The following is a 21,925-nucleotide window of genomic DNA, read 5'->3' as shown; positions in this document are numbered from 1 at the left end:
TCCTAAAAGTGTTTAAAGGTTATCACTTTCTAAAAGTAAAAATCCCTATGACTTTTAAAGGTTGATTTATCCCTATCCAGTTTTATATATTCAATAAAAACCAACTTTTATGTCGGTTTTTTATTTTTAGACCATTTTAATAGAGATACGATGATATAAAAAACAAAGAATATGACGCCGATAGGAAGAATAATATCTTTATGTATTTTGAAAATGTAACCGGCGATATAGGTAATGCATACAAGGTAGCCAAGAACAGTTTTTAATAAATTTAAATTCATAGTCTTTTATCCTATTTTCTGATAAGTGATTTTCCAGTATCCGCTATTGCAAACACCGGAATGGATTGGCTCACATCCTGGTACTCTTCCTGAGACATAAGTGTATGTTACTTTATATTTTCCATTCGGTAAAGGCTTCCCTGTTGTTTTTAAAAGATTTATTGATTGCCTTACTAAATGCCCACAGATATCTTTATTCGAAACCCATTGGATTACTTGACATGTTCCAAACACCCAGGCAGCCACACCGGATGCAGATCTGGTCTCGATTCTAGTGATGTTCTCTTCATATGAACCAGATGTTTTATTTCTACCTTCTTCGTATGGTACGATGATTTCAAAGTCTGTATCAGAAATATAATGGAAATCCCAATAGATATAATCGTCATCTTGTATATTATTTTCAGATACGATGATAGGAGAACAGCTTTTGGACACTTCCTTAGCATTCGCTGAGCATGATTCAGAAAATGAGATACTCGCTAATGCGCACGTTATGACTGATAAAATAATTTTCTTCATATAGTTACCTCCCTTAATTTTATTAGTCTTTTTTAGAAAACATCAATCATTACCATATGACCACCCCTTTGCTTTATATAACTAATTTAACAAATTACTATGAAAAATCAACTATATTTAAGATTTCTTAAGAAAACGGTTTCAATTACAAAATTGCTATTTGGATGCAAATAAAAACATAAATCTATTTATGAAGTGAAGGAAAAAACAAAAAATTCCATATCTGATGATTTTTAATTACATTTATTATTTTATGAGATACTAAATAAATAGCTAGGCTTTTTCCACATGCCCATATATACTCATGAGTACCAGCTATCGTGATGCGCGAGCCTTTTACTTAAAGCCTAAAATAAATTTAGAAAGTATATATTTTTTATGTGTTTTCTCACAAACTTCTCACACTTTTAAAATGTCATGTAATAAGAAATAGAATCATGAAAGTAAAAAAACTTTATTTAAAGGGGTTTTAATATATTGCACAATATGATACAATGCTGATTCAGCAGAAATGCTGTTACGTTTCGTATAAGTTTTGTATAATAAAAACATAAATTTCTACGTTTATAAAAAGGACGCATGTCTTAAAGACATGCATCCTTCGCCATCCCAAGGGAAGGGGGGGTTACATATAAAGTGAACCTTCCCTTGAAAACAATATTATATTATCATACCAAATTCTTTTTGTAAATACTCTATTCATCCATTATCCAGTCGTCGCGAAAGGACTATAGTAAATAGAATATCATAAATATGTAGATGAACGATATCGATATACCATCATAAAACTGGCGTAGAGCCGGCAATGTCTGAACGTCACTGGATACATTGTATGTCTTTGTGAAATCTATGTATTATGACAGATCAGACAGCACGTTTATACAATATTCCGGTCATGATTGCAAATGAAAAGAAGCTGCTCTCTCGCATAGAAGCGGCTTCTTTTTCCATCATCCTATCCTTTCACAGCCCCTTATATAAGCTACGATAGATGCTCTCAAGCGCGAGCTGCTTTGATTCTTGAAATCGTTATCTTTTGCTTCGGCAGATCCTGGATCATCTCCAGTTCGATCCTCAGATCTGCGGCATAGATATATTTATACCACTTTTTTTCTGTGGGTCGATAATGATAAGAGAAAGCTTTCCATAGCTCCTTATCTTCAATCGAATAGGTCTCTATCTTCAAACAATAACATGGTCGTATGTAGAACGTATTGTCCTTGATGATCCTGAAGTCTGCTCGATTCTGATATTGGCTCAGAAAATACAGTTCGTCATCGTATTCTTCTGCCTTTATATACTTGCTCCAGGCTTGCTGATCCGGATCATACCGATAGCTGTTCGCCTTCAATAGATTCTTGATCATATAAGCATCGAAAACCAAGATATATACATGCTCACTTTCCTGTCTCGGCTCACATCTCCAGCTTTGAAAGGAACCGAAATTCTCTTGCAACCGATCCTTCAGTCCCCGGATGCCTGTACGGTACAGCTCCGAGGGTAGGATCATATTCTGCTTCAATGCTGTATCTAATAATTTCCGGACGATAAGCAGATATGTCCGGTCATCATGCGTCTCTTTCCGCCGGATGATATCGATATGATGTGCCAGCTCCAGGATCAAAGAGAGCAGGATATCTGCCGGCTCTCTGGATAAGGTAGTTATCTGCAGGATCCTCTTCTCGAAGATATATTTCGAGTAGCTGCTCTTCTTTTCCTTGAATTCGAATCGGATATAGAAATGGCGATATCTTTCATAATCCTCCGGATAGCTCTTTCTCACCAATTCCAGCATCCGCTCATGTACATATTGCATCATTAACATATTCGTATCTCTCCTCATTCCGCGTATGGTTCCAGCAGCTGCTGGAGCTCATATTTACTGATGATCTTCTTATATCTGTCCATATAGACGATCAGCTCGCCATAGCTTTTTTCCAGTACGAGCTCCGCACACCGGCGGTCTCCGGTCAGCTTGTACAGCTGATCTGCCACGAGCTCAAGTCCCTCAAGCTCTCGCTCTTTTCTGTCCTCCAGCTCCGTCTCTTTTACAGAAACGATCGGAGCGTGACGTTCCATGTGCTCATCGATCGCATACATGAGGTGATCGTATGTCATATAATCGATCCCGCTCATTTCATTGATCGTCTCTTCTCCCTTGCTTTCTGCCGGCCACAGTCCCCATTCCGGAAGATAGTATCTGCACAGATGTGTCTTGAATGGATATTGATTCCGTCGTAGGAGCAGTTTCATGCCGGCTTGATCCATATGCAGCAGCTCCGGCACCCTCATCAGCGCCTGTTCCATCATTTGCTCGGTCTCGGAATGACTCGTACTCCCGAACAGGGAGCCACTCTTGCCAGAATCGTGGCTGACACTGATAGAGCCGGTCTTTATCGTCTTCGTTCCGATCGCCTTCGATAGACGCTCTGCTGTATCCGTATCCTCCTGAGATAGTGCCAGGTAGATCGATACTGCGCATTGATCCATCATGATCTTCATGATATCTTCTCCGTATTTGTTCTTCAGCTGATGGTCTGACTGGTAGATGAAATCACCGATGATCCCTCTGCCACGCATGATGGCCAGCCAATCCTCCACTTCGTTGACCTTAGGATACAAGGCGAACTCTTCCCATTCCAACAAGATCCTTCTCGGCAGCTTTTTCCCCGGTAATGTATTCGCATATTCCGTGAGCTGATTATATAGCTTTCGGATGATGATCGACGCATAAGAGCGGAACTGCGGCTTATGCTCCGGGATGACGATATATAATATACTCTTCTTATCCAATAGATCGCGATACGAGAATTTCTTCCCCGCATGAGCGGGCTTCGCGATGATCTGCTCGGCCAATGCATTGATGTAAGGCTCCAGATCTCCCAGGACCGAGGAATAGATATTGGTCTCCGTTTCTTCAGCGGCCGCAAATGCAGCTCCCAGATATTTCTTTGCGCCGAAATCGTCCGGCAGCTTCCGCATGATCTTCAGGATCATCGGCGTCTTATCGCTCTTGTCCTTCGGCGCTTCCAGCATGCCATGAAGGATATTGTTGATGCTTCCCAGATGCTTATACTTCGGTTCTGCAAACATAGAGAGTAATAGAATCAGGCTATGGATCACGCCCTTGCTCGCTTGAGCGAAGAAGGGATTCTCATTATTTCCACGATCACGGGAATATACGATATCCATAGCGAGCGCTCCTGCAGCGTCTTCGCAGGCAGCCTTCGATTTGATGTCTCCGTGCGTTAGATGGTGATCCATATATTCATTGATATCCTCAAATAGATCGATCTGTACAGAAAGCTCCGGATCCTGAAAATCTATAACGTATGTCTCGAATCCACAGTTCCTGGCATCCTGCGCTGTCTTCTCATAGATCTCCTTCTTCGTATCCGGGATGATCATGCTGGTCCCGGCCATGATATTGTATTGTACGTTCGGGATGACATATTCTGTACTCTTTCCGGATTCTGTCGGTGCGACGATCCTGGCATGTGTATTCGTCGTGTCGATGTAAGCCTCTCTCGTCGTCTCATCATAGTGTATGATCCGCCCTTCCGGATACTCCCCGCTATGATCCTCGATCTCTTCCGGTAATCGTATCACTGTATAGAAATCCTTGGCTTCCCGTTCTGTCATGAATCGATCGTTCCCGTGCTGTCCATCTCCTACTTCCTTTGCTTTGAACCTATCCAGTTTTCGCGAACTTCCGGATATCCATGCCATGGCCATTACACATATCCCGATCACGATGAATGCGATGATCGAAACAGGTGTTATATGTATCATCTCGTTCATAAGCCCTCCTTCATAGTCTTATCGTCGGTGCTTCTTCATAGAGCTCCTCTGCCATCTCGGTTATATCCTGCTCCTGCAGCCCGATAACTTCTGCTGCATACTGATGAGCGGCCTGTTCCAGTTTTCCGAGGTCGAGACAGCGATCGATCAAATAGTGCCGTACCTCATGCAGCTTCATACTCCTTATCTGCACCGCTCTTTTTTGTAATGCCGAATCATTTAATGCATGCAGCATCTTCTTCAAGAGATTCACTTGATTGTAACGGTCTCGCTGTGAATGGAAGGTGACATAGCGATCGATATTTCTGTAATCGAGTCTCTCTATGCATTCCTCCGGTACCGGGAACATATATCTCAGATTGCTCACAGCGACCATCTTCTGAAATTCATGATCGTACAATTTCTGAAATGTAAGATTCGCCGGTATCTTATCATGCTTGTCCGGTATATAATGACTGACGCCCGCCACATAGCATATCCCATCCTTCCGGATGAGGGGACCATAGAACGGTTTTATATGATCAGGACCGTAATCATGATCCGGTATATGAGGATCGATGCGCTTCAGGTATTCCATATAATCAGCATCGAGGATCATCCAATAGAGCTTACCACTCTGGATATGTTCGACGCTCGTAAGATTGTTCTCATATTCTTCTTTTTCATATCCTATCACGTCGTTCTTGCCTCTCGTTTCCACTTTGACATCCGGATCATCCTTTCATCTCGTAGGATAGCATTATGCAGACGGGCAGCTTCCTGCGTATTTTGTCTCGTCTCGATCGTCATGAAGCTGAGCATACCATGCAGGAGCTTGGCACAGGAATGCAGCGTATGATCAGCACGGACATCGGTCTGTGTTTCCTGCTCTGCCTTCGATAGGTAGGTATCCTTCAACAGCTTCCAATCAGCTCTCGTCATGTGCCTGAGCGTGTCATCGCTCTTGATATCCAGATAGAGCTCCATACGTTTTTCCTCATCCCGGATGACGGCAGCTGCCGCCTCCAGAGCCTCCTCGGCAGGTCTTCCCAGAATTCCATATATCCGATAGATGCTTTTCGCGACTCTTTTCGGATCTCTGATCTCCTCTGCAGAGATCTGTTTCGTTTTCATCCTTTCGATGATGTCCTGCAGCATAGGCTCCAGCTTCAATCTTGCTATGAACCTTTGTTCCTTGATCTGATGTGCCTGCTGCAGCACCATGTTATGGAGCACCTTTCGATCCTTCTTTCCGGGATGTATCAGTCTTTCCAGGGTCTGGTCCATGTAAGCTTTCATGGCCTTCGAATCATCCGACATATAAAAAGCAGCCAGTTCTCTCTGACTGCACATATATTCATGAAAGATCGGCTTGATGCTCTCCTCGGATAGTATCTTCGCTACGATTAGATCGATCTCTTGTTTTATATCCCTGCTTTGATACATATATGCCTTGCTGCCACTGTCAGGAAGCAGGGTAGACAATCGTTCCATATCCTCTACGATCTGTGCTGGTACCTGCTTCATGCATGCTTTATAACAGGCATCGTTTTTCTTCTCCAAAGGATCGCTCTCCTTCAACAGGAAACGTTCCTCCAGTTCCTGCCGCTTTGCCTGCTTGAACTCCCGGTACAACCACAATTCATTGCTGAAGATGTCATTCACGAGTCCACTTTTGAAATCATGGAGCGTCTGTTTGCTGCAGAAGCCTTCTCCTTCCTTGATCGACCAGTACATCATATGGACATGCGGATGATAGGATTCGTCATGAAATGCGGCACACCATCGGAAATGCTCGATCGGTATCCCCATACCTTTCGCAAGGGAAGGGACATGCTGCTGTAGCAAGCTCCTCCAACTTTCTTGATCATCTCTATCGAACTCTTCTGCATCATTGCGGCGTAAAGAAATGATGCTGCGCCATACGTTTCCACTATGCTGCTGTAATTCTGAACGTATCGCTTGCAGATCTGCGGCTCCTCCTTCATCGAACAGCCCATGCTCCTGATCGACGTCCTTATCGACGCCCGGTCTCTCTGCTATATAATTCGCATAGATCTCGTTTCCCATCGTCAGCTCCTCCAGACGCTCTGCCAGCTCCGCGATGAATCTGCTTGCCGTATACATGTTCTGATCCTTTTTATATTCCTCATAGGGGATATCTTCTTTCAGATCCGGATATTCCTCTAATAGGGCGTTGATCAGAACTCTTTGCCTCTCCGTCACCTGACGGCTGGCCGTCGCAGGATTCAACTGCCGCTTCATATCGCTCAGACGTTCTTCCATCCCATTCTTTTCCACACCTTCTCTTTTGGCTATATAGTCCAGACTTTGCAGGACATGAGACGGATCGCTCCCTGCATTGAGATAATCATTGTAGATGATGAGACGAGCCATGCTCAATCATCTTCTTCCCTGACGAGCTTTGCATATGTCATCGGATAGAATTTGTTCTCTCTCATCTGTTCTACGGCACATTCACGATACTGTCGCAGGACCTTCGCAGATTCCTCGTCATTCCCGAATTTGTTCATATAATCATAAACGATCTGATTGAGTATGGATACATTCAGGGCCACCTCTCCGCTCAGCTTGAAGAGTCTGCCTCCAAGACGCTTCTCACTTTCTCCTACGGTAGAAGAGACGATCTCACGGATGATCCGGATCAGATACGGATTGCGCATATTTTCGATCTCATTCATCTCCAGGTAGTCCTGCAGGACATAATTGATCAGCTCCCGCTTGTTTCCATACGGTCCTCCTTTCAACTGGACTGTCTTCACCAGTCGTTCATATAATTCCTTATCGATATAGCGTACAGATGCTATCGATTCCTTGTTTTTTTCCATGCTCTCCTCCTCATATCGAGATCCCGGCGATCCGGATATCTTCTTTCCTTTCCAGGAACAGCTCCTGTTCCTCTTCGAGCAGATCGCTCATCGCTACCAGCTTCCGATAACTCCTTTCCAAGCATCCCTCATTCGTTTCTCCCGGCTGCAGCACCAGGAACTGTTCGAACCCATTCTTCCTTTCGAGAATATCTGACAAGCTTACATCGACGCTACGATCCTCGTAAAGGAAGCTCATATGATCGGATGACAGATCATAGTGGAGATTCCGGATATCGGGATAGCGATGGATCAGCTTGTCGATATCTGCACAGAGACGCTCCGCACTGACCGGATCTGTCCCGGCGATGCTGTATCGGTGTTCATAAGCGTCCGTGATCATCACCTGAGCTTCTGTAAATGTCTCCGGAAGCGATACACGAATCGTATCGTCTATGAAGCCTTCCTCATATAGCGTCACGCGTCCGTTACATATATCGCCGTATCCGTAGCTCTTGAAATCAAAATAGGTGATGATCTGCAGTTCATCTAATTTTTTCATGAGCCCGGTATCGATCGCCTTCGTCATACCGTAGCGCTCCTCTAAGGAGATATCGTTGATCACATCGCTCTGCATCAGCTCGTGGTCATAGGTGAAGTAGGGGATATCATCTGCATGCAGGCTCAGGATCGTCAGCGCCTCATTCTGAAAGATATCCTTCGTATCTGCATAACAGATGAGTCCTGCCAGCTGTCGCTCATTCAACATGCTCAGCTGCTTGGCCAGTACGTTCAATGTCATGATGTCTTCATGCGGATCGATACGGTAGAACGGATATCCGTCATGATTGGGGATATCGAAGGCTTCCCGGTACCATCCACCTTCTTCGGTCTTTGCGATACCGAGGCTCCTCATGGTATCCTCGATCTCTTTATCTCCTGCCGGCAGATCCAGCCATACCTCCGCGTCATCCGCAAGCCTGTGCAGAGCGATCGAGAATATCGGATCCTGTGCTTCCACGGAAAGCTCCGGTCCTCGTACGTCTCCCATTTCGATGAACTGCTCATATCCTCCGACCTTTTTGATATATCCGGTGATCTCTTCTGCATCCCGTATGGCACGGAAGAGTTCATTCGGATCCTTCTCCAGCACGCTGATCCAGTTTTGTACATATGCCATATGCTGCTGGCTGTGCCGATCATCATACGAAAGGCCCAGATCCTGCATCAGGAAGGAAGAACCGATCTCTGCCCGCAGTTCCTCCTTTGCATAGGCTTCGCTGCCAAACACCCCTGACAGATCTCTGGCGAGACGTTTTTCATGCCCGCTCGCGTGACATAATTCATGCAGTCTCGTCGAATGATAAGCATACGTATGCAGGAATGCTTCTTTAGGCGGTACCATTACCTTGTCTTCTGCCGGCACATAGCAGGCTCGATCTCCGATCTCCACGTAGTCTACTTCCATGTTCTCGATCAGTCCGTCGATGAAAGCATTCTTGTTGATCTCTATCTCCTCCGATAGATAAGGAGCTATCCCATCTAGCTGTGCTGCATTGAATACATGACTGATCTTCGTCCGCAATCGGAAATCATGTTCATCTGCTCCGTTTTCGATCGCGGTATGATATTCCTCCCAGCTATAGGTCCTGTGTTCTTCCGTATGGATGATGAACCAGTATTCGACCGGTACGGCGTGCTCACCCTTGTATATACGCCAGCCCTGTTCCTTCGCCTGCAGGAACGTACACCATCTTGGATCCTGCCATCCGTTTTCATTTGCGATGTGATCCAGCAGGAGATGATTGATCCCCTTATAGGCTCTGCCGGTAACTGCATTCCTCGGAGCACGCGTCTTCCATGGCTTCTGCCAGGGGATCGTATCCGAGCGCAACGCTGTCAGGTACTCCGCGATCAAACGTCTGCGTGCGGCATTCAGCATATCATTCATAAAGATCACCATCCTCTTCTTCCCATATGTCCTTCAGATCCAAAGCTTCTTCTAGCTCTTTTGGATCGCTGATCCATATCCCTGCTTCCTTTATGACTGTTTCCAATTCAGTTTCTTTTTTCTTCATGATCTTTACCTCTTTTTTACAGGGTACCCGGCCATATCTGCGGCAAGTTCTAACACACGGTTCACGATCGCAAGACTACGGAAAATTTCATTTTCCTAGCAAGCTGCTCCGCAGGTCTTGCCATCCTTTCCCATCCGTGTGTTTTCATTGCCATCGCAGACATGGCCGGGTACCCATGATGTGTCTGCGACACATGGCAAATTGCCGGGAAAGGAAGATATCTATGAAATACTATTTTGCTGAGACCTGTTCTACTTATGACGATGATACATGTTCCTGCGTATGTGCATTCGAGGGAGAATTGAAAAAGGACGATATCGTCGTCATCGACTACAACGACCATTTCATCACCGCAAGAATAAAAGAGCCCTGTGATGAGCTCAAGATACTTACAGGACGTTACGACTATCACAACGCTCTGACGAAGGTCGAAATAGCTGAGTATCTGCGTGGAAAGGAAGCCGAGGTCAATCGTGCGATGCTGTTACGTGAGATGGAAGACCTCAGCAAGGAAGTCAAGATGGTGGAACAGATGAAGAAATGTGCCGCTCATGATTCCCGCATGCAGGAACTCCTAAATCGCTTCGAGGCGTTGAAGCATTAGAAAAAAAGGCCAGTCACTGGCCTTTTGACCGATGGTCAGGCAGAGCTCATATCTTGTGTATGGGCCTTTGCTTGCTGGACGCAGGATAAAAGGATCTGCGCACTTTCGTGCGCAATCCTGGCTACATCGCGCGGCAAAGCCGGGCGAGACCCTTATAAGTGCGCATTTTCGTGCGCACACAGGAAGCTTTTATCCATCGCACGATTTCAACTTTTCCACAGAAAAATGCGCACGATTTCCTCTTTTTGTACGCACACACCTCGTCTCTGCGCACATTCATGCGCACAACGTCACCCTCGTGCGCATGAATGTGCGCACGAACTATCGGAAACGTCCTTTCTATCAGCTTTTTGAATGCGCACGACTGTGCGCACTTAGGATATCCAACATAAAAAAGGCCAGTCACTGGCCTTTTTTATTTAAGATAAGAGGATCTTAGATCCTCTTCATTTGTTTGGCATCTCCTTATATATCTTTCCATCTAATTCATGCCCGTTCTTTTTCTTGTTCCATCCTCCCCATTGTTTGAAAAAGAACGGTATCCTCTCTTCCTGACAGATATCCCGTATCTCTAGGATCCATGCTTTATCTACCGGCCTCGCATTACTTCCGGATTCTCCTCCTGTCACTACCCAATCGATCCCTTTGAAATCGATATGCTTCAATGATCCCAGTAAAGGTTCACAGGATAAGAATCGTATTCGTGCTTTGACATTTCGCAGGATATCTACTCTTTCTCTATATGTCTCCGATTCCAGACTTGTTCCCACCCATACGTTATCTGGTATTTTGTGTTCCTTTGAAAATTGTAGAAGTCTTTCAGGCCGCTTCGTCAATACTTGGAAGATATGCTGATCCGCTCGTTCCATCGTATGGAAGATCTTTTCTATATGGATAAAGTTCACTTCCTCATGGAATAGATCCGACATGGAACATACGAATATCACACTTGGATTTTTCATCTTCAATGGTGCATCGAACAGATCCTCATGTATCGTAACCTTAAACTCGTTCTCATATCTTGGATTCTTCATCGCATGCAATCTATGTGCCATTTTTTTTGCATAACAATTCTTACATCCATCACTGATCTGAGTACATCCGGTGATCGGATTCCATGTCTTATCTGTCCATTCGATTTTACTCTTATTCATAAAGTCCCCTTTCCGAAAACTTATAATAGACGATTGTCTTTCCATTCTCTTCTCTTTTCACGATTTCATACTTCCATACCTTTTTTACCATATTCAAAACATTAGTAGGTAAGTAGGGATGTCTCCGCAATCTTTCTCTAAAATCTTCTTTCGTCAACATCTGTCCCTTGAACGCTTCACAAAACATCTTGATGATATGCTCATCTGCATAATGAAATTCAAACTCTGATATACCGGATCGTCTATCTTTTACATATATATCTTCTTCAGTTGTGGAAAATAGATCGAATTCCTGCTGCACGTTTTTCTCGATAGCTTGTTCTCGGTCTCTGTACAGCCTGTACATCGTATTCTTTAATAATTCTTGGCCATATGTTGAATATGAGAGGACGATGATATCATAAATGTGCAATTTGTGATCGAGAAACACAGGTGTATAAGCATAGCTATGCTTATCAGAATATTTTTGAAGCTGCTTTCTTAAAGCTTCGCGAAATAATTGATTTCTTTCTATAGGAGTATTTCCATGATTGAACACTTTCTTGATTTCACTGAATTTCATCCCATAGGCTTTTTCATAATATTTACTGATGGGTTCTTTAATAAGATTTTTTACAGTTCCTTTAAGGGATGTTTGTTTAACTATCACAGATCCTCCGCATGTACGTATCTAAACTTAAGAGTTTGCGCCTTTGTCCTCTATCATTCTCATTTTGTAGGCTTCTAGCTGAATCTCTGCATATTATAGAAAAAGGCCAGTGACTGACCTTTTTCTGATATTGGATCCTATAAGGAAAACTGTGATCCATCGTTCGCCTCGTGAGACTCCTTTCTGTTCGTTTTCAGACAATGAAATCATCTGCTGATTCCATGACCGTGCTTCCTTTCATGATATGTATTTTCATATTCATCGATTTGATCTTGTAGCTGCTGGTTTTTACTTTTGAGTAACTCTAATGCGACCTTCATCGCAGCTATCACCTGCTCTTGCTCATGCAGTTTTCTCTCAAGCGTAGCATTTTTTTTAGATGCTGCGTATCGATACCATATACTTCCTATGAGTCCGATAATCGCTACAGCTACTGCCCAAGATCCTGCTTCCATATGCATTCCTTCATCGCTATTCATGATCAGTATGATATAAGCGATGAATTGAGAAAGGATGATAGGAAATAGGGAATACTTTGCATTCATATAGTTGAATCACTCCTTCTATTTCGAAAAGGTATTCATGACCAGATCGTTATCGCTGTAATCCTGATAGCTCTCCCTGCGATTCACGAAGGTCGCCTTTGCATCCTGTCCATCGGTATCAAGTATCACCTTACTGCCGCTCACGCTTCCGGATACCACGCCTGTGATGCGTTCCAAACGATATCTCGATACCGGGATCTCGCTGATCTCATATTCACCGGCAGGGATATCCTTCCGGACGATCGTTTTCTCTATGCCTCCGGACGCTTTCTTGTCAGACGCTGTGAATCGGATGACCTCCGTATATTCCTGTCTCTCTCCGGTGAAGTCTGTGCCTTCGATATGGAAGAGGAAGGTCGGATCTCCCGACGCCGGATACATTTCTTCCCCATAGATCCGCTTCGTGATCCGCAGTTCCGGTATCGGCAGGAATTCTGCCTTTATGACATGGTCTGAAGAGATATCATGGAAGGTATACGAGGTAGGGTATCGCTTCACGTCTACTTCCTTTCCGTCTACACGCAGTCTGCGCAGATAGTACCCCTTATCCGCTGTATACGTGATCGTTCTATCTTCTTTCTTGTCGATGCCGGTCACCTTGGGTGTGATCGTCCCACCGCTCGCACCGGTCTCGATCTTGTAGACACGTTTATATTTCACACTTACCGTATGGTCCTCCTTTATCCCGCTGAAGGTATAGCTCTTCGGATGTTTCTTGATATCGACTGCCTTCCCATCGATGGTGACGCTCTCCAATACGTGGTCACTGTCCACAGGGCTGTAGCTGATCGTCCTGCTCGTATTCGGCAGCTGGGAGGCTGTGCTTGCCGTGATCGTCCCGTTCGTCACAGATGTCGTTATCTTGAAATAGAAGCCCACAGTTACTGCATTCGATGTCTTCGTCCCTCGATCTGTCGTTATCGACGCTGTATTGCGGACAGATCCGGAACCGGATGTGCTGAACCAGGCGGACAGGTCATGACCGCTTCTCTTTTTACACTTCAGCGTGACGGTATAGCTTTTTCCATAGAACGAAGCGTCACCGACATTACGAAGGCTCAGCTGTATGGACTGAGCGCTGATGGTACGATCGAATTTCGATGTCACATCGTTACCGGCTGAATCTCGGATGGTGATGCTGCTTGTTCCATTGGCCAGCTGCAGACAGCTTGCCAGGGTATCATTGAGCTTGAAGCTCGTGTAATACGTTGTCGCATTCTCCGGCGGTACTGCAAAGTCTACCGTATAGTTAAAAGCAGTATCATTGTAAATAGATGCCGAAGTGCTGCCATTGATGCGTTTCGTCGGGACCGGTGTATCGAACTTCACGAGGGAATCGTTGGACCATTTCCAGTGATAGAACGTTCGATAATCACTTCCTTTGTCCCATGTCTCGACATCGATATCCAGTCTTCTCGTATACCCCAGCCGGAAGCTCGAGGCCACTCCTATCAATGTAGCCCAGTTCTGTCGGACATCATCTCCACTCAATTCTGACGGTGCATACACCTGAGAACTGTTATAGCTCAGATTACCGCCACTGCCTCTGCTCATCACATAGACGCCATCGATCCCGCTATAGCCATGACCTAAGATCTCCGTGTTATCGATATCTTTGAAATTCGCATGGAAGGGTACTGATATCGGTGTGTTCGTTCCTCTCCTATAGAAGGTGAACTGCCAAACGAAATTCCTGCTCTGATAGGATTGCTGGTAGATGTCGATACTGTTATCCATGAAGGCGACGCTCGGCATGTTAATATCCGGATGCGTCGTCGTAGTCGCCGTGCGGATCTCTCCGTCCACCAGCATGATCTTTAGATCTACTGCCGATCCGTTATAGTGGCCGATGTTATTGTATCGCACGCCGATCGTGCCACTTCTCACGAGCGCATTGCTCGATAACAGGGCGAGGTGACTGTTCGTTGGCAGTCGTCCACTGGCAGCTCCTTCATTGCGGAACAGCGCACTATCATCATAGCTCCTGCAGCCATAGAATTCCGCCCAGGATACCCCGGGCGTGAACTTCGGTGCGAAGCTATAATAGGAATCGATGATGGTGCTGCTTCCGGATACCTCATGGATGGTCGCTGCTGTGATATGGCCATCCTGGGGAAGGATGATCAGCAGGAACAGCAACAGGATCGATATGAGTAGACTACCGTGCTTCTTCATGATCTTTTCGCCTCCTTCTTACGATGATGATCAGGAAGGAGATGGATGCCAGCGTGCTGGATATGAGCAGTGTCCGCTGTGTCTGATCTCCTGTAGCTACGCTTTCCTGTATCGTCAGTGCAGTGAGCTCGACATCGACAGCAGCTTCCCTGATCGAATATGCATTGTCTGTCTCTTTCGGAAGACGCAGTGTGATCCGGATCGTCGTCATCTCCTGTGGTGCATAGCGCCCCATCTCTATACCGCTTTGCGCGTCCTGCATAGTTCCTTCATAGAGGCGGTGGACATCCTGCGTCACCTGCAGCTCCAGTATCTCGGCAAGTTGTCCTTCTCCTGTGGAAAGCTTGAGATAGAGCTCCTGTTCCTCCTTGCTTCGGTTATCCACCCTTAGGGTATAGGTCTGTTCATCTCCCGGAAGCATCCGTGACAACACGATATCATCTGCCGATGTCTTCTGTATCCCTGCTTCCGTGATCCGGATGTGGATGTCGTCCCTGTCTGATCCTTCTGCCTGTATCCTTACAGGGAGGAAGGGCAACAGCAGTATCGTCAGTAACAGCAGTTTTCTACGCATCGGATCTCACCTCATTCCTTGAACGGAGCGTTTGTCGGATCTCGGTATCTCCCCAGCCATCCGAAGAGACCTCAAGATGCTCACTCTGTACGGCCTGGATCGTCGTCTCCAGTACCAGCGTCTGATCTTCTTTCGTGATGATGTCACTGCTCGCGATGACAGCGTCATACAGCTCCAGTATGCCATCCTCTTCCAGAATGCCTGTATGGTAGAGATATCCGTCTTTCTTCCGTTCCCAGCCATCCGCCAGCTCCAGCTCCGCCTCTGTAAGCTCACGGAGCAGTTCTCCACCGGTATAGACGCAGACCTTGAAACGTACCTGACAGGCAGCTCCCAGGTTCTGCACATCCATATCCAGGGGGATCCTGCTTCCCGGTACGATCGGTTCACTACGCTGTAGGTCATCGATCAATGTCACCTCCACGGTATCCGTCTGTGCGATGAAACGCTGCTGGAAGGAACGTACTAGGGAAGAGAGGGAATCCCCCATGATCAGTCCGCAGATGAGCAGGGATACGACAAGAGATAAGATGAGTGATCTTCTTTTCTTCATGCTATTCCATACCTCCTTCATCGTATACCGGCGAAGGCATCCCGTATATCGCGATAGCCCTCCGCCTGTACAGATTCCGCATAGATGATGATGTCGAATGTCTTCCGCTGCTCTATTTCGATGTCCTCGATCGTCACCTTCGTGAACAGACTGGAGGTGACAGCTCCCGGCTCCACGATGCTGTTATGATACCAGTAGCCGTCATCGGCCTGCGTCCAGTCCTTCGTATCGAAGTCCATATGCGCAGGGATGGTCGTATCGGAAAGCGCTGCGTAGACGCGGATATAACAGGGGACACTGCCGGTATTGCGGACCTTCACGTCCTTTTCGTACGTCGTATCCGGCTGCCACTGCTTGGGAGGTGTGAAATCCTCTTCTATCATGACATCGTTCTGTCCAATCGTTATCCGGTTCTCTCTCGTTTCCACATGCGTCAGATAGGCGATACTGAAGGGGACCATCATAAGGATGATCCCTGCCAACAGGAAGACGAGGAACCATTTCTTCCTGTGCTTCATTCATCGTGACCTCCATCATCCACAGCTGCTTCTCCATCTTCTGGCATCTGCGGTGCAGGTTCCTTCGTAACATGTTCCTGGTTGATGAAGCTTCCATAGGCTTCCTCCATTGTTCCGGTCTCCTCCTGCTGGATGGCCATGCTCTTGACGGTGATCGTCTGTTCGCTGTCCTCCAGCCCCTGTTCTTCGATCGCATTGCAGAAGGTCACGGAGGAGAACAGCTCTGCTGTCGTCTGTCCGGGATTCAATACAGTCTCATAACCAAAGACATAGACCGCTGTCTTCCTGCCATCGGTATCCTCTTCAACGATCTTACTCAGCTGTCGCCAGTGATCCAGGTCCGGCGTGAAGAGGAAGAGCTCTGTATCAGCTTTCGGATTCCGTGAGCCATCCTCTTGCGCGGTGATGATATTTACGATCGGTACTCTGACCTCCAGATAGACCCAGGCAGGGTTCTTGCCGGTATTCTCGATCGTCGGATCTTTTGGGATCGTTTTATTCGGTATGATATCTTCTGCCATATCGGGGATACCGTTATGGTCGGTATCTGCGAGATCGTCCCATCTGTCCTCATGCAGGATGGTCCTCACAGAGCCTACGGTAAAGAGATTGTCCTTCGTATCCGTCGAAGTGAAATATGCGACAGAGGATCCAATGATTGTGATTCCTGCCAATGCAGCTATTGAGAGGATGCCTACTTTTTTCTTGTTTCTGATTTCCATAAATTTCTTATCTCCTTTTCCTTTTTCGTATGATCTGCCATGCCAAAAAGGCCGCGCACAGCAGCCAGAGATATCGTCTGATGAATAGGACGATATAGCCGAGGTAAGGGATGACCAGGATGACCTTACCGATGATCTGCGTCTTATAGAGCGGTGTAGGATCATCGCTGTCATTGGCGTCTCCCTTTGTGATGAATCTCTGATCATCAATCTGTCTCACGATCCTATGTGTGATGATGGAATCCTGCTTTTGAAAGGTAACGATATCCTCCGTATACAGTACAACATCGGTATCGACCAGTATGAGACTGCCGGTGGATATCGTGGGCTCCATCGAACCACTTAGGATACAATAGATCCGGAAATGACCGCATAAACATAAGGATACCAAAACCAATAGAATGGTCAACGCAATGCTGCCTATTCGTTTCGTTCGTATCAGCTCCTTTTCTTGGGGGATAAAAAGATCAGCGATTTGATTTTATGAGACCATTTAAAAAGAATACTATCATCGCTATCATGCATATCGCACAGGCGGATACGGTGACGCTTACTGCATGGTCCGGTATCATGATATCGAAGACTCGTTGTTTGATCCTAAGAAAAAGCATCGGGGTGGCAACGAGGTTTATGATCGAACCAATGACGACCATCATGTTCGTCATTTGCCGGATCTTCTTCCTTCTTTCCCATTCCTTCTGGATCAAACGCTTCTTCTCTTCTTCATCTTTCGCGTTTTTAATCTGTTCGATCGCCTCGAATGCAGATAAATGAGCGATACCTTTCAGCCATCTTGTCATAAAACCCTTCTGTTTTCATCATCATGTATATTCTCTCGTAGATATCTTCTCACCTCATCCATGATCATTTTTTCTTTCATCCGTCGATATTGCCTGATGAGCGCATTTACCAGACAGACGAGCCATGGCAGGAGGATCATTGCAGGTACACCGATAGATACGAGCAGGATCGTGCTTCGGTATTCCTGATCAGAGATCGCTGGAAAGACAGCAAGCAGCTTCTTCACATAGGAAAACGAAGATATCGTCATCATCAGCCAGACTGTCGAGGAAAAGAAGAGCGTCCATTTCTTACATATACATCTCATACTGATCTCTATATAGCTTAGTAGAAATTCATCCTCGTTCATGGAGAGATATCGCCGCTTCTTTTCTTTGAAGCTTGATAACGCCTGTTCATGACGATGTCGATAGCTTATTCTGTCGATTGCTTTATGAAGCAGCTTATGTTCTGTATGCTTTTCCATATCAGGTTCTCCTTTCGATCGTGTATCCCTTAAGTAACGAATAAAAAAGCAGGTATTCCTGCCTCTTAATCCTTCATATTGGTGGTTGGACCTCTTTGTTATTCAAGATCCTTTAGAGCTTATTTGATTTATTTCCATTACATTTAGAACAAAGTACCTGAAGATTCGATGGCACAGTCTTGCCTCCTTTAGAAACAGGTACGATATGATCAATGTGGAGCCCGACTTCATCCGGCATATACTTTCCACATGACTGACAGGTATGATGATCGCGAACCATGATCTTTTTTCTAAGCTCCTTTGTCATAAGTTTTCTTTGATTTTTACTATGATAGTTCCGTAATGTGCATTCATGATTTATATTTCGTAATTGACGATCTCGATCTCGTAAATAGTTATAACTGCAAGTGTATTCATCTGTGATCTGTGAAACCTTATAGGATGTTTTCACATAGTTTTGTTGTCTATATCTTGTTTGTTGACGAGTAAGAGAAAATCTAAATGCCGCACCGTCATCCAGACAAGCATTGAATTGCTTTTGTCGATATGTCTTTATCTTACTTTTTTCTATCTTCTTACGACATTCCTGTTTCCATTGCGAAATATAGTGACCATGCTCCTGGACCCTATAAAAATTTCCGGCATTCAGAAACTCATCGACCAGGTCTTCGATCTGAGGTGCTCTCTTACCAGAGACGTCAAAAGAATGAATGAAATACGGATAATGAAATGGTGAACGTAAGATGCATATCGTGCTGATGATCACTACAAGCAGAAGGGCGATGATTCCGTATACCATATAAGAATCTAAAGTATTCATGTTGTTCCATATCCTCCTATATAATATTCTGTAGATAAGGATAGCATATCTATTTTCACATAGCAAGGAACAGATGAAACATGATACATGAGTTTTCTCATGGAAGTGCAGGGAATGGAAGTATCTTTTGAGGAAGGATAAGGATGGTTCTGAGCGAAAAGGCCAGTGACTGGCCTTTTTCTGTCGATCAGAATGCCGGTGCCAGTGTCGTCTGGATCTCCGCCGAGAAGCTTTCTTCGATGATCGTTTCTCGATCGATCTGCCGAGCGAAGGAACTCAGCTCCCGGGCATTATCTATATGATGATCCTCTCGAAGGATCGCCTGCGCTTGCTTGATGATCGGACTGGCATGTCCTGATGTCATCAATTCCTGCAGCTTCTCGATCTCTCCATCCTCCAGGACCCTGTCCTTCAAATATCCTCGACCATTACAGGTCAGGGTCAACCTCGTATCGTAGACGCCTGGCTTTTCCAATACTCTGCCGAAGGTCTCCTTCAACCCCAGCAGCTGCAGCTTTGCATTTGCTATATCTGATTGGCGTATATCAATCTCGATATCCAATCGCTTCGTGAATGGCTGCAATGACTTGACATCCTCTAATTTCTGCAATTCCTGCTCGATATCTGTTCTATGGTCACAAAGAGCGTCCATGGAAGTTCGATATCCATGAACAGGATCGTATGCTTCTTTCAGGATATGATCTTGATAAGGAGCCTTCAGCTGTGCCTGTAATCCTTCATATCTTTCAAGCGTAGGCAGCTTATCTTCTAGGATCTGTTCAAGTCCGGTGTCTTCGTAGATCTCTTCATCCATATGTTTGATCTCTTTATCGATGCTTTCCAACTTTTTCAAATTTTCTCGATGCTGGCGGAATTGCCAGAAGCGATATCGTTTCTTCATCAGCTGATCCTTCAACTTTTGAAGCTCTTTCACGTTCTCCTGTTTCTTACGAATATCCTGCTTTACTGTGTCGAGTGTTTCTCTGGTATGCAGCAGTCCACCGTCTGTATAGATGTTTTCAAGTTCCAATTCATGCAGTTCATCATAGAGCTCTGCATTATCGATATAATAGAGCTTCATTTTATCTTCTTCTATTCTTGTATCCAAGAATTCACGTCCCATGCGGCTTTCAGCCAGTCGCTGTTCACCGGCTTCCACGAGAGCAGGATATCCGGACAGCTCCTTCATGTCTTCCAAGAAATGTTCGGCAGGTGTGCTCGGAACGACATCCGCGCCGCCGTTTGGGCTGATATCAGCATACTCCATTTCTTCTTTATAGAGCTCATGTGCGACTTCCTCTAGCCCTGACAATGTATTCTGGATGGTCCTGCTGTCTTTTTGCAGCTCCTCGTTCAAGGTCGTGTACAGGAAAGGATCCTGCGTCAGCTGATACTGCAGATCCTTCCCCTCCATGACGCCGGCAAATCCCATCCAATCCGTATGCTCCGGCATTTCATGCATATCATATCGTACACCTGTATCATAATCTAATGTCGGATGATTGATCGATAGGACGATATCACGATCTGTAAGAGTCTCCCCATCAATCTCTCCGCCTCTCCACAACCGCACGTAGACGCCGTTACTATTCTTGAGATAATACGTTTCTGTATCATATTTGTAATATGCCTGATTTGTATGTCTCTCATGCTTATGCGCTATATCATCCGAAAGGAGTTCGTCCAATCCTTTTCTCAGGTTTCCCGGATCCGCAAGATTTTCACGAGCCAGCATATCCACCTGATCCAGGATGTGTGCTGTACGGAAGGTATCCGGTGATACTCTGCCTGCAGCTGCGAGCCGCTGTTCGATATCAGTGATAGCTCCATCTACATCCTCCAGAGCTTCCTTCACGTAGCCTTCATACCTTACGGACGTTTCATACGCGTCCTGTTCAGTCCGATCGATCACTTCATAGAGCATCTGTATCTCATCTTTATCGAGAGATGGCTCTGACGATCCCTGTACTGCTTTATACAGGATATCCGGAATATCGCGTCTCATCGGAGGTGCGTCGTCATCCCAGTATTCTTTTACCATCTCGGGATCATTGAAAAAGATATCCTCTGCTCGATCCATCGCATGCTCGTATTCCCGTGCATGCTGGAGCTGCTGCTTCGACCGGTACAGCCTTGGAAGGATATGCTCCTGATCATACGTCAGCTTCGCTTCCTCATATGCAGCCTCATCGATCTCCTCCGCATGCGCCCTCCATGTATCATCGACGCCGTCATGGATCGCTCCTTCCGGATATCTCAGATCATAGATGGAGATATCCTCATCGGATGCCAGGATCGGTGTACCGCTCAGGATCTGTCGGTCTGTATGCTGATATACGAACTCACCGTCAGAGCCGAAGTCGCTCTCGATCTGGTATGTCAGCCGCTGTGTATATTCCTCTGTCGTCCTATAATACGTTTTCATAGGTGCCTCCTTTTCTTGTCCTCTCTCTTGTCCCGGATGGGTGTTGTCCATCCGACTCTGTATCGAAACGATATCCAGCCATCCCTGACCATCCCACAGATATACATGACGCAGGTCGCTTTCGATCTTGGCGAGCCCTGCTGCAGTCGTAGGTACATCCATCGTCGTGCCCGCGTTCAGTAAGACACTCCTCTTCGCATGCAGGGCCGGGAGGATATGCTTCTCATCGAATGCATTCACCGCCGCACGATACGCTCCGCTGCTTATCTTTTTCGTGTGTGCCGGCCATTCATCTCCTGCTTCCTTTTTTTCGACGCAGCCCTGTGGATATCGTAGTCTGTGTATATATCCTGCACCTTCATAGATACGCTCGATCGGGGTATCCTTGGCGATCGGTACCTGTATGCGCATCTGCTCATACCTCCCTGTC

Annotated in this window: 21 protein-coding genes; 1 reads left to right on the top strand and 20 read right to left on the bottom strand. The window is 45.8% G+C overall.

All coding sequences use genetic code 11. The features are described 5' to 3' along the window. Window positions 1–287: 287 nt before the first annotated feature. From G4D54_16945 to G4D54_16915, 7 genes are all read right to left on the bottom strand, one after another. Window positions 288–803, bottom strand: a complete 516-nt coding sequence (locus tag G4D54_16945; protein QJA04008.1) for a hypothetical protein — start codon at window positions 801–803, stop codon at window positions 288–290. Window positions 804–1,800: 997 nt separating this feature from the next. After that, window positions 1,801–2,628: a hypothetical protein gene (locus G4D54_16940; protein ID QJA04007.1), complete on the bottom strand. Its 828-nt coding sequence runs from the start codon at window positions 2,626–2,628 to the stop codon at window positions 1,801–1,803. 14 nt (window positions 2,629–2,642) lie between these two features. Further along, window positions 2,643–4,604, bottom strand: coding sequence for a type IV secretory system conjugative DNA transfer family protein (locus G4D54_16935; GenBank protein QJA04006.1), 1,962 nt, complete (start codon window positions 4,602–4,604; stop codon window positions 2,643–2,645). Between the two features lie 10 nt (window positions 4,605–4,614). Then, window positions 4,615–5,280 (bottom strand): hypothetical protein, encoded by a 666-nt coding sequence (locus G4D54_16930; GenBank protein ID QJA05225.1) that lies wholly within the window; start codon window positions 5,278–5,280, stop codon window positions 4,615–4,617. Then, the gene (locus tag G4D54_16925; GenBank protein ID QJA04005.1) at window positions 5,277–6,980 is read right to left on the bottom strand and encodes a hypothetical protein; all 1,704 of its coding nucleotides are present in this window, start codon (window positions 6,978–6,980) and stop codon (window positions 5,277–5,279) included. Before G4D54_16925 ends, G4D54_16930 begins: the two co-directional genes overlap by 4 nt. Before the next feature lie 2 nt (window positions 6,981–6,982). Then, complete coding sequence (locus G4D54_16920; GenBank protein ID QJA04004.1) at window positions 6,983–7,432, bottom strand: hypothetical protein; 450 nt, start codon at window positions 7,430–7,432, stop codon at window positions 6,983–6,985. A 10-nt stretch (window positions 7,433–7,442) separates the two neighbouring features. Continuing rightward, window positions 7,443–9,362: a DUF1738 domain-containing protein gene (locus tag G4D54_16915; GenBank protein QJA04003.1), complete on the bottom strand. Its 1,920-nt coding sequence runs from the start codon at window positions 9,360–9,362 to the stop codon at window positions 7,443–7,445. Window positions 9,363–9,712: 350 nt separating this feature from the next. Here G4D54_16915 and G4D54_16910 point away from each other — a divergent pair, with 350 nt between their 5' ends. After that, the gene (locus G4D54_16910) at window positions 9,713–10,093 is read left to right on the top strand and encodes a hypothetical protein (protein ID QJA04002.1); all 381 of its coding nucleotides are present in this window, start codon (window positions 9,713–9,715) and stop codon (window positions 10,091–10,093) included. A 446-nt stretch (window positions 10,094–10,539) separates the two neighbouring features. On the opposite strand, the gene G4D54_16905 is transcribed toward G4D54_16910, so the two are convergent. The 13 genes from G4D54_16905 to G4D54_16845 form a co-directional block, all read right to left on the bottom strand. Beyond that, window positions 10,540–11,247, bottom strand: coding sequence for a phage Gp37/Gp68 family protein (locus G4D54_16905; protein QJA04001.1), 708 nt, complete (start codon window positions 11,245–11,247; stop codon window positions 10,540–10,542). After that, window positions 11,240–11,896, bottom strand: coding sequence for a hypothetical protein (locus G4D54_16900; protein ID QJA04000.1), 657 nt, complete (start codon window positions 11,894–11,896; stop codon window positions 11,240–11,242). The genes G4D54_16905 and G4D54_16900 overlap by 8 nt, the downstream gene beginning before the upstream one ends. Window positions 11,897–12,102: 206 nt before the next feature. Continuing rightward, complete coding sequence (locus tag G4D54_16895) at window positions 12,103–12,441, bottom strand: hypothetical protein (protein QJA03999.1); 339 nt, start codon at window positions 12,439–12,441, stop codon at window positions 12,103–12,105. An 18-nt stretch (window positions 12,442–12,459) separates the two neighbouring features. Then, window positions 12,460–14,616 (bottom strand): isopeptide-forming domain-containing fimbrial protein, encoded by a 2,157-nt coding sequence (locus G4D54_16890; protein QJA03998.1) that lies wholly within the window; start codon window positions 14,614–14,616, stop codon window positions 12,460–12,462. Continuing rightward, window positions 14,600–15,190, bottom strand: a complete 591-nt coding sequence (locus G4D54_16885; protein QJA03997.1) for a hypothetical protein — start codon at window positions 15,188–15,190, stop codon at window positions 14,600–14,602. Before G4D54_16885 ends, G4D54_16890 begins: the two co-directional genes overlap by 17 nt. Then, window positions 15,183–15,743, bottom strand: a complete 561-nt coding sequence (locus G4D54_16880; GenBank protein QJA03996.1) for a hypothetical protein — start codon at window positions 15,741–15,743, stop codon at window positions 15,183–15,185. The genes G4D54_16885 and G4D54_16880 overlap by 8 nt, the downstream gene beginning before the upstream one ends. A gap of 17 nt (window positions 15,744–15,760) precedes the next feature. Next, complete coding sequence (locus G4D54_16875; GenBank protein QJA03995.1) at window positions 15,761–16,261, bottom strand: hypothetical protein; 501 nt, start codon at window positions 16,259–16,261, stop codon at window positions 15,761–15,763. Then, window positions 16,258–16,983 carry a signal peptide protein gene (locus G4D54_16870; protein ID QJA03994.1) on the bottom strand — a complete coding sequence of 242 codons (726 nt, stop codon included), beginning with the start codon at window positions 16,981–16,983 and terminating at the stop codon, window positions 16,258–16,260. The genes G4D54_16875 and G4D54_16870 overlap by 4 nt, the downstream gene beginning before the upstream one ends. Before the next feature lie 7 nt (window positions 16,984–16,990). Beyond that, window positions 16,991–17,425 (bottom strand): signal peptidase I, encoded by a 435-nt coding sequence (locus G4D54_16865; GenBank protein QJA05224.1) that lies wholly within the window; start codon window positions 17,423–17,425, stop codon window positions 16,991–16,993. 25 nt (window positions 17,426–17,450) lie between these two features. Beyond that, window positions 17,451–17,783, bottom strand: coding sequence for a hypothetical protein (locus tag G4D54_16860; protein ID QJA03993.1), 333 nt, complete (start codon window positions 17,781–17,783; stop codon window positions 17,451–17,453). Then, a complete protein-coding gene (locus G4D54_16855; protein QJA03992.1) occupies window positions 17,780–18,250 on the bottom strand; it encodes a hypothetical protein in 471 nt (156 codons plus the stop codon). Before G4D54_16855 ends, G4D54_16860 begins: the two co-directional genes overlap by 4 nt. 112 nt (window positions 18,251–18,362) lie before the next feature. After that, window positions 18,363–19,070 (bottom strand): HNH endonuclease, encoded by a 708-nt coding sequence (locus G4D54_16850; GenBank protein ID QJA03991.1) that lies wholly within the window; start codon window positions 19,068–19,070, stop codon window positions 18,363–18,365. Between the two features lie 187 nt (window positions 19,071–19,257). Next, window positions 19,258–21,906 (bottom strand): hypothetical protein, encoded by a 2,649-nt coding sequence (locus tag G4D54_16845; GenBank protein ID QJA03990.1) that lies wholly within the window; start codon window positions 21,904–21,906, stop codon window positions 19,258–19,260. Between the last annotated feature and the right edge of the window lie 19 nt (window positions 21,907–21,925).

The organism is [Clostridium] innocuum, assembly GCA_012317185.1.
GTDB lineage: Bacteria > Bacillota_I > Bacilli_A > Erysipelotrichales > Erysipelotrichaceae > Clostridium_AQ > Clostridium_AQ innocuum.
The sequence above is the reverse complement of the archived record's forward strand: the minus strand, read 5'-3'. Positions and strand labels throughout refer to the sequence as shown.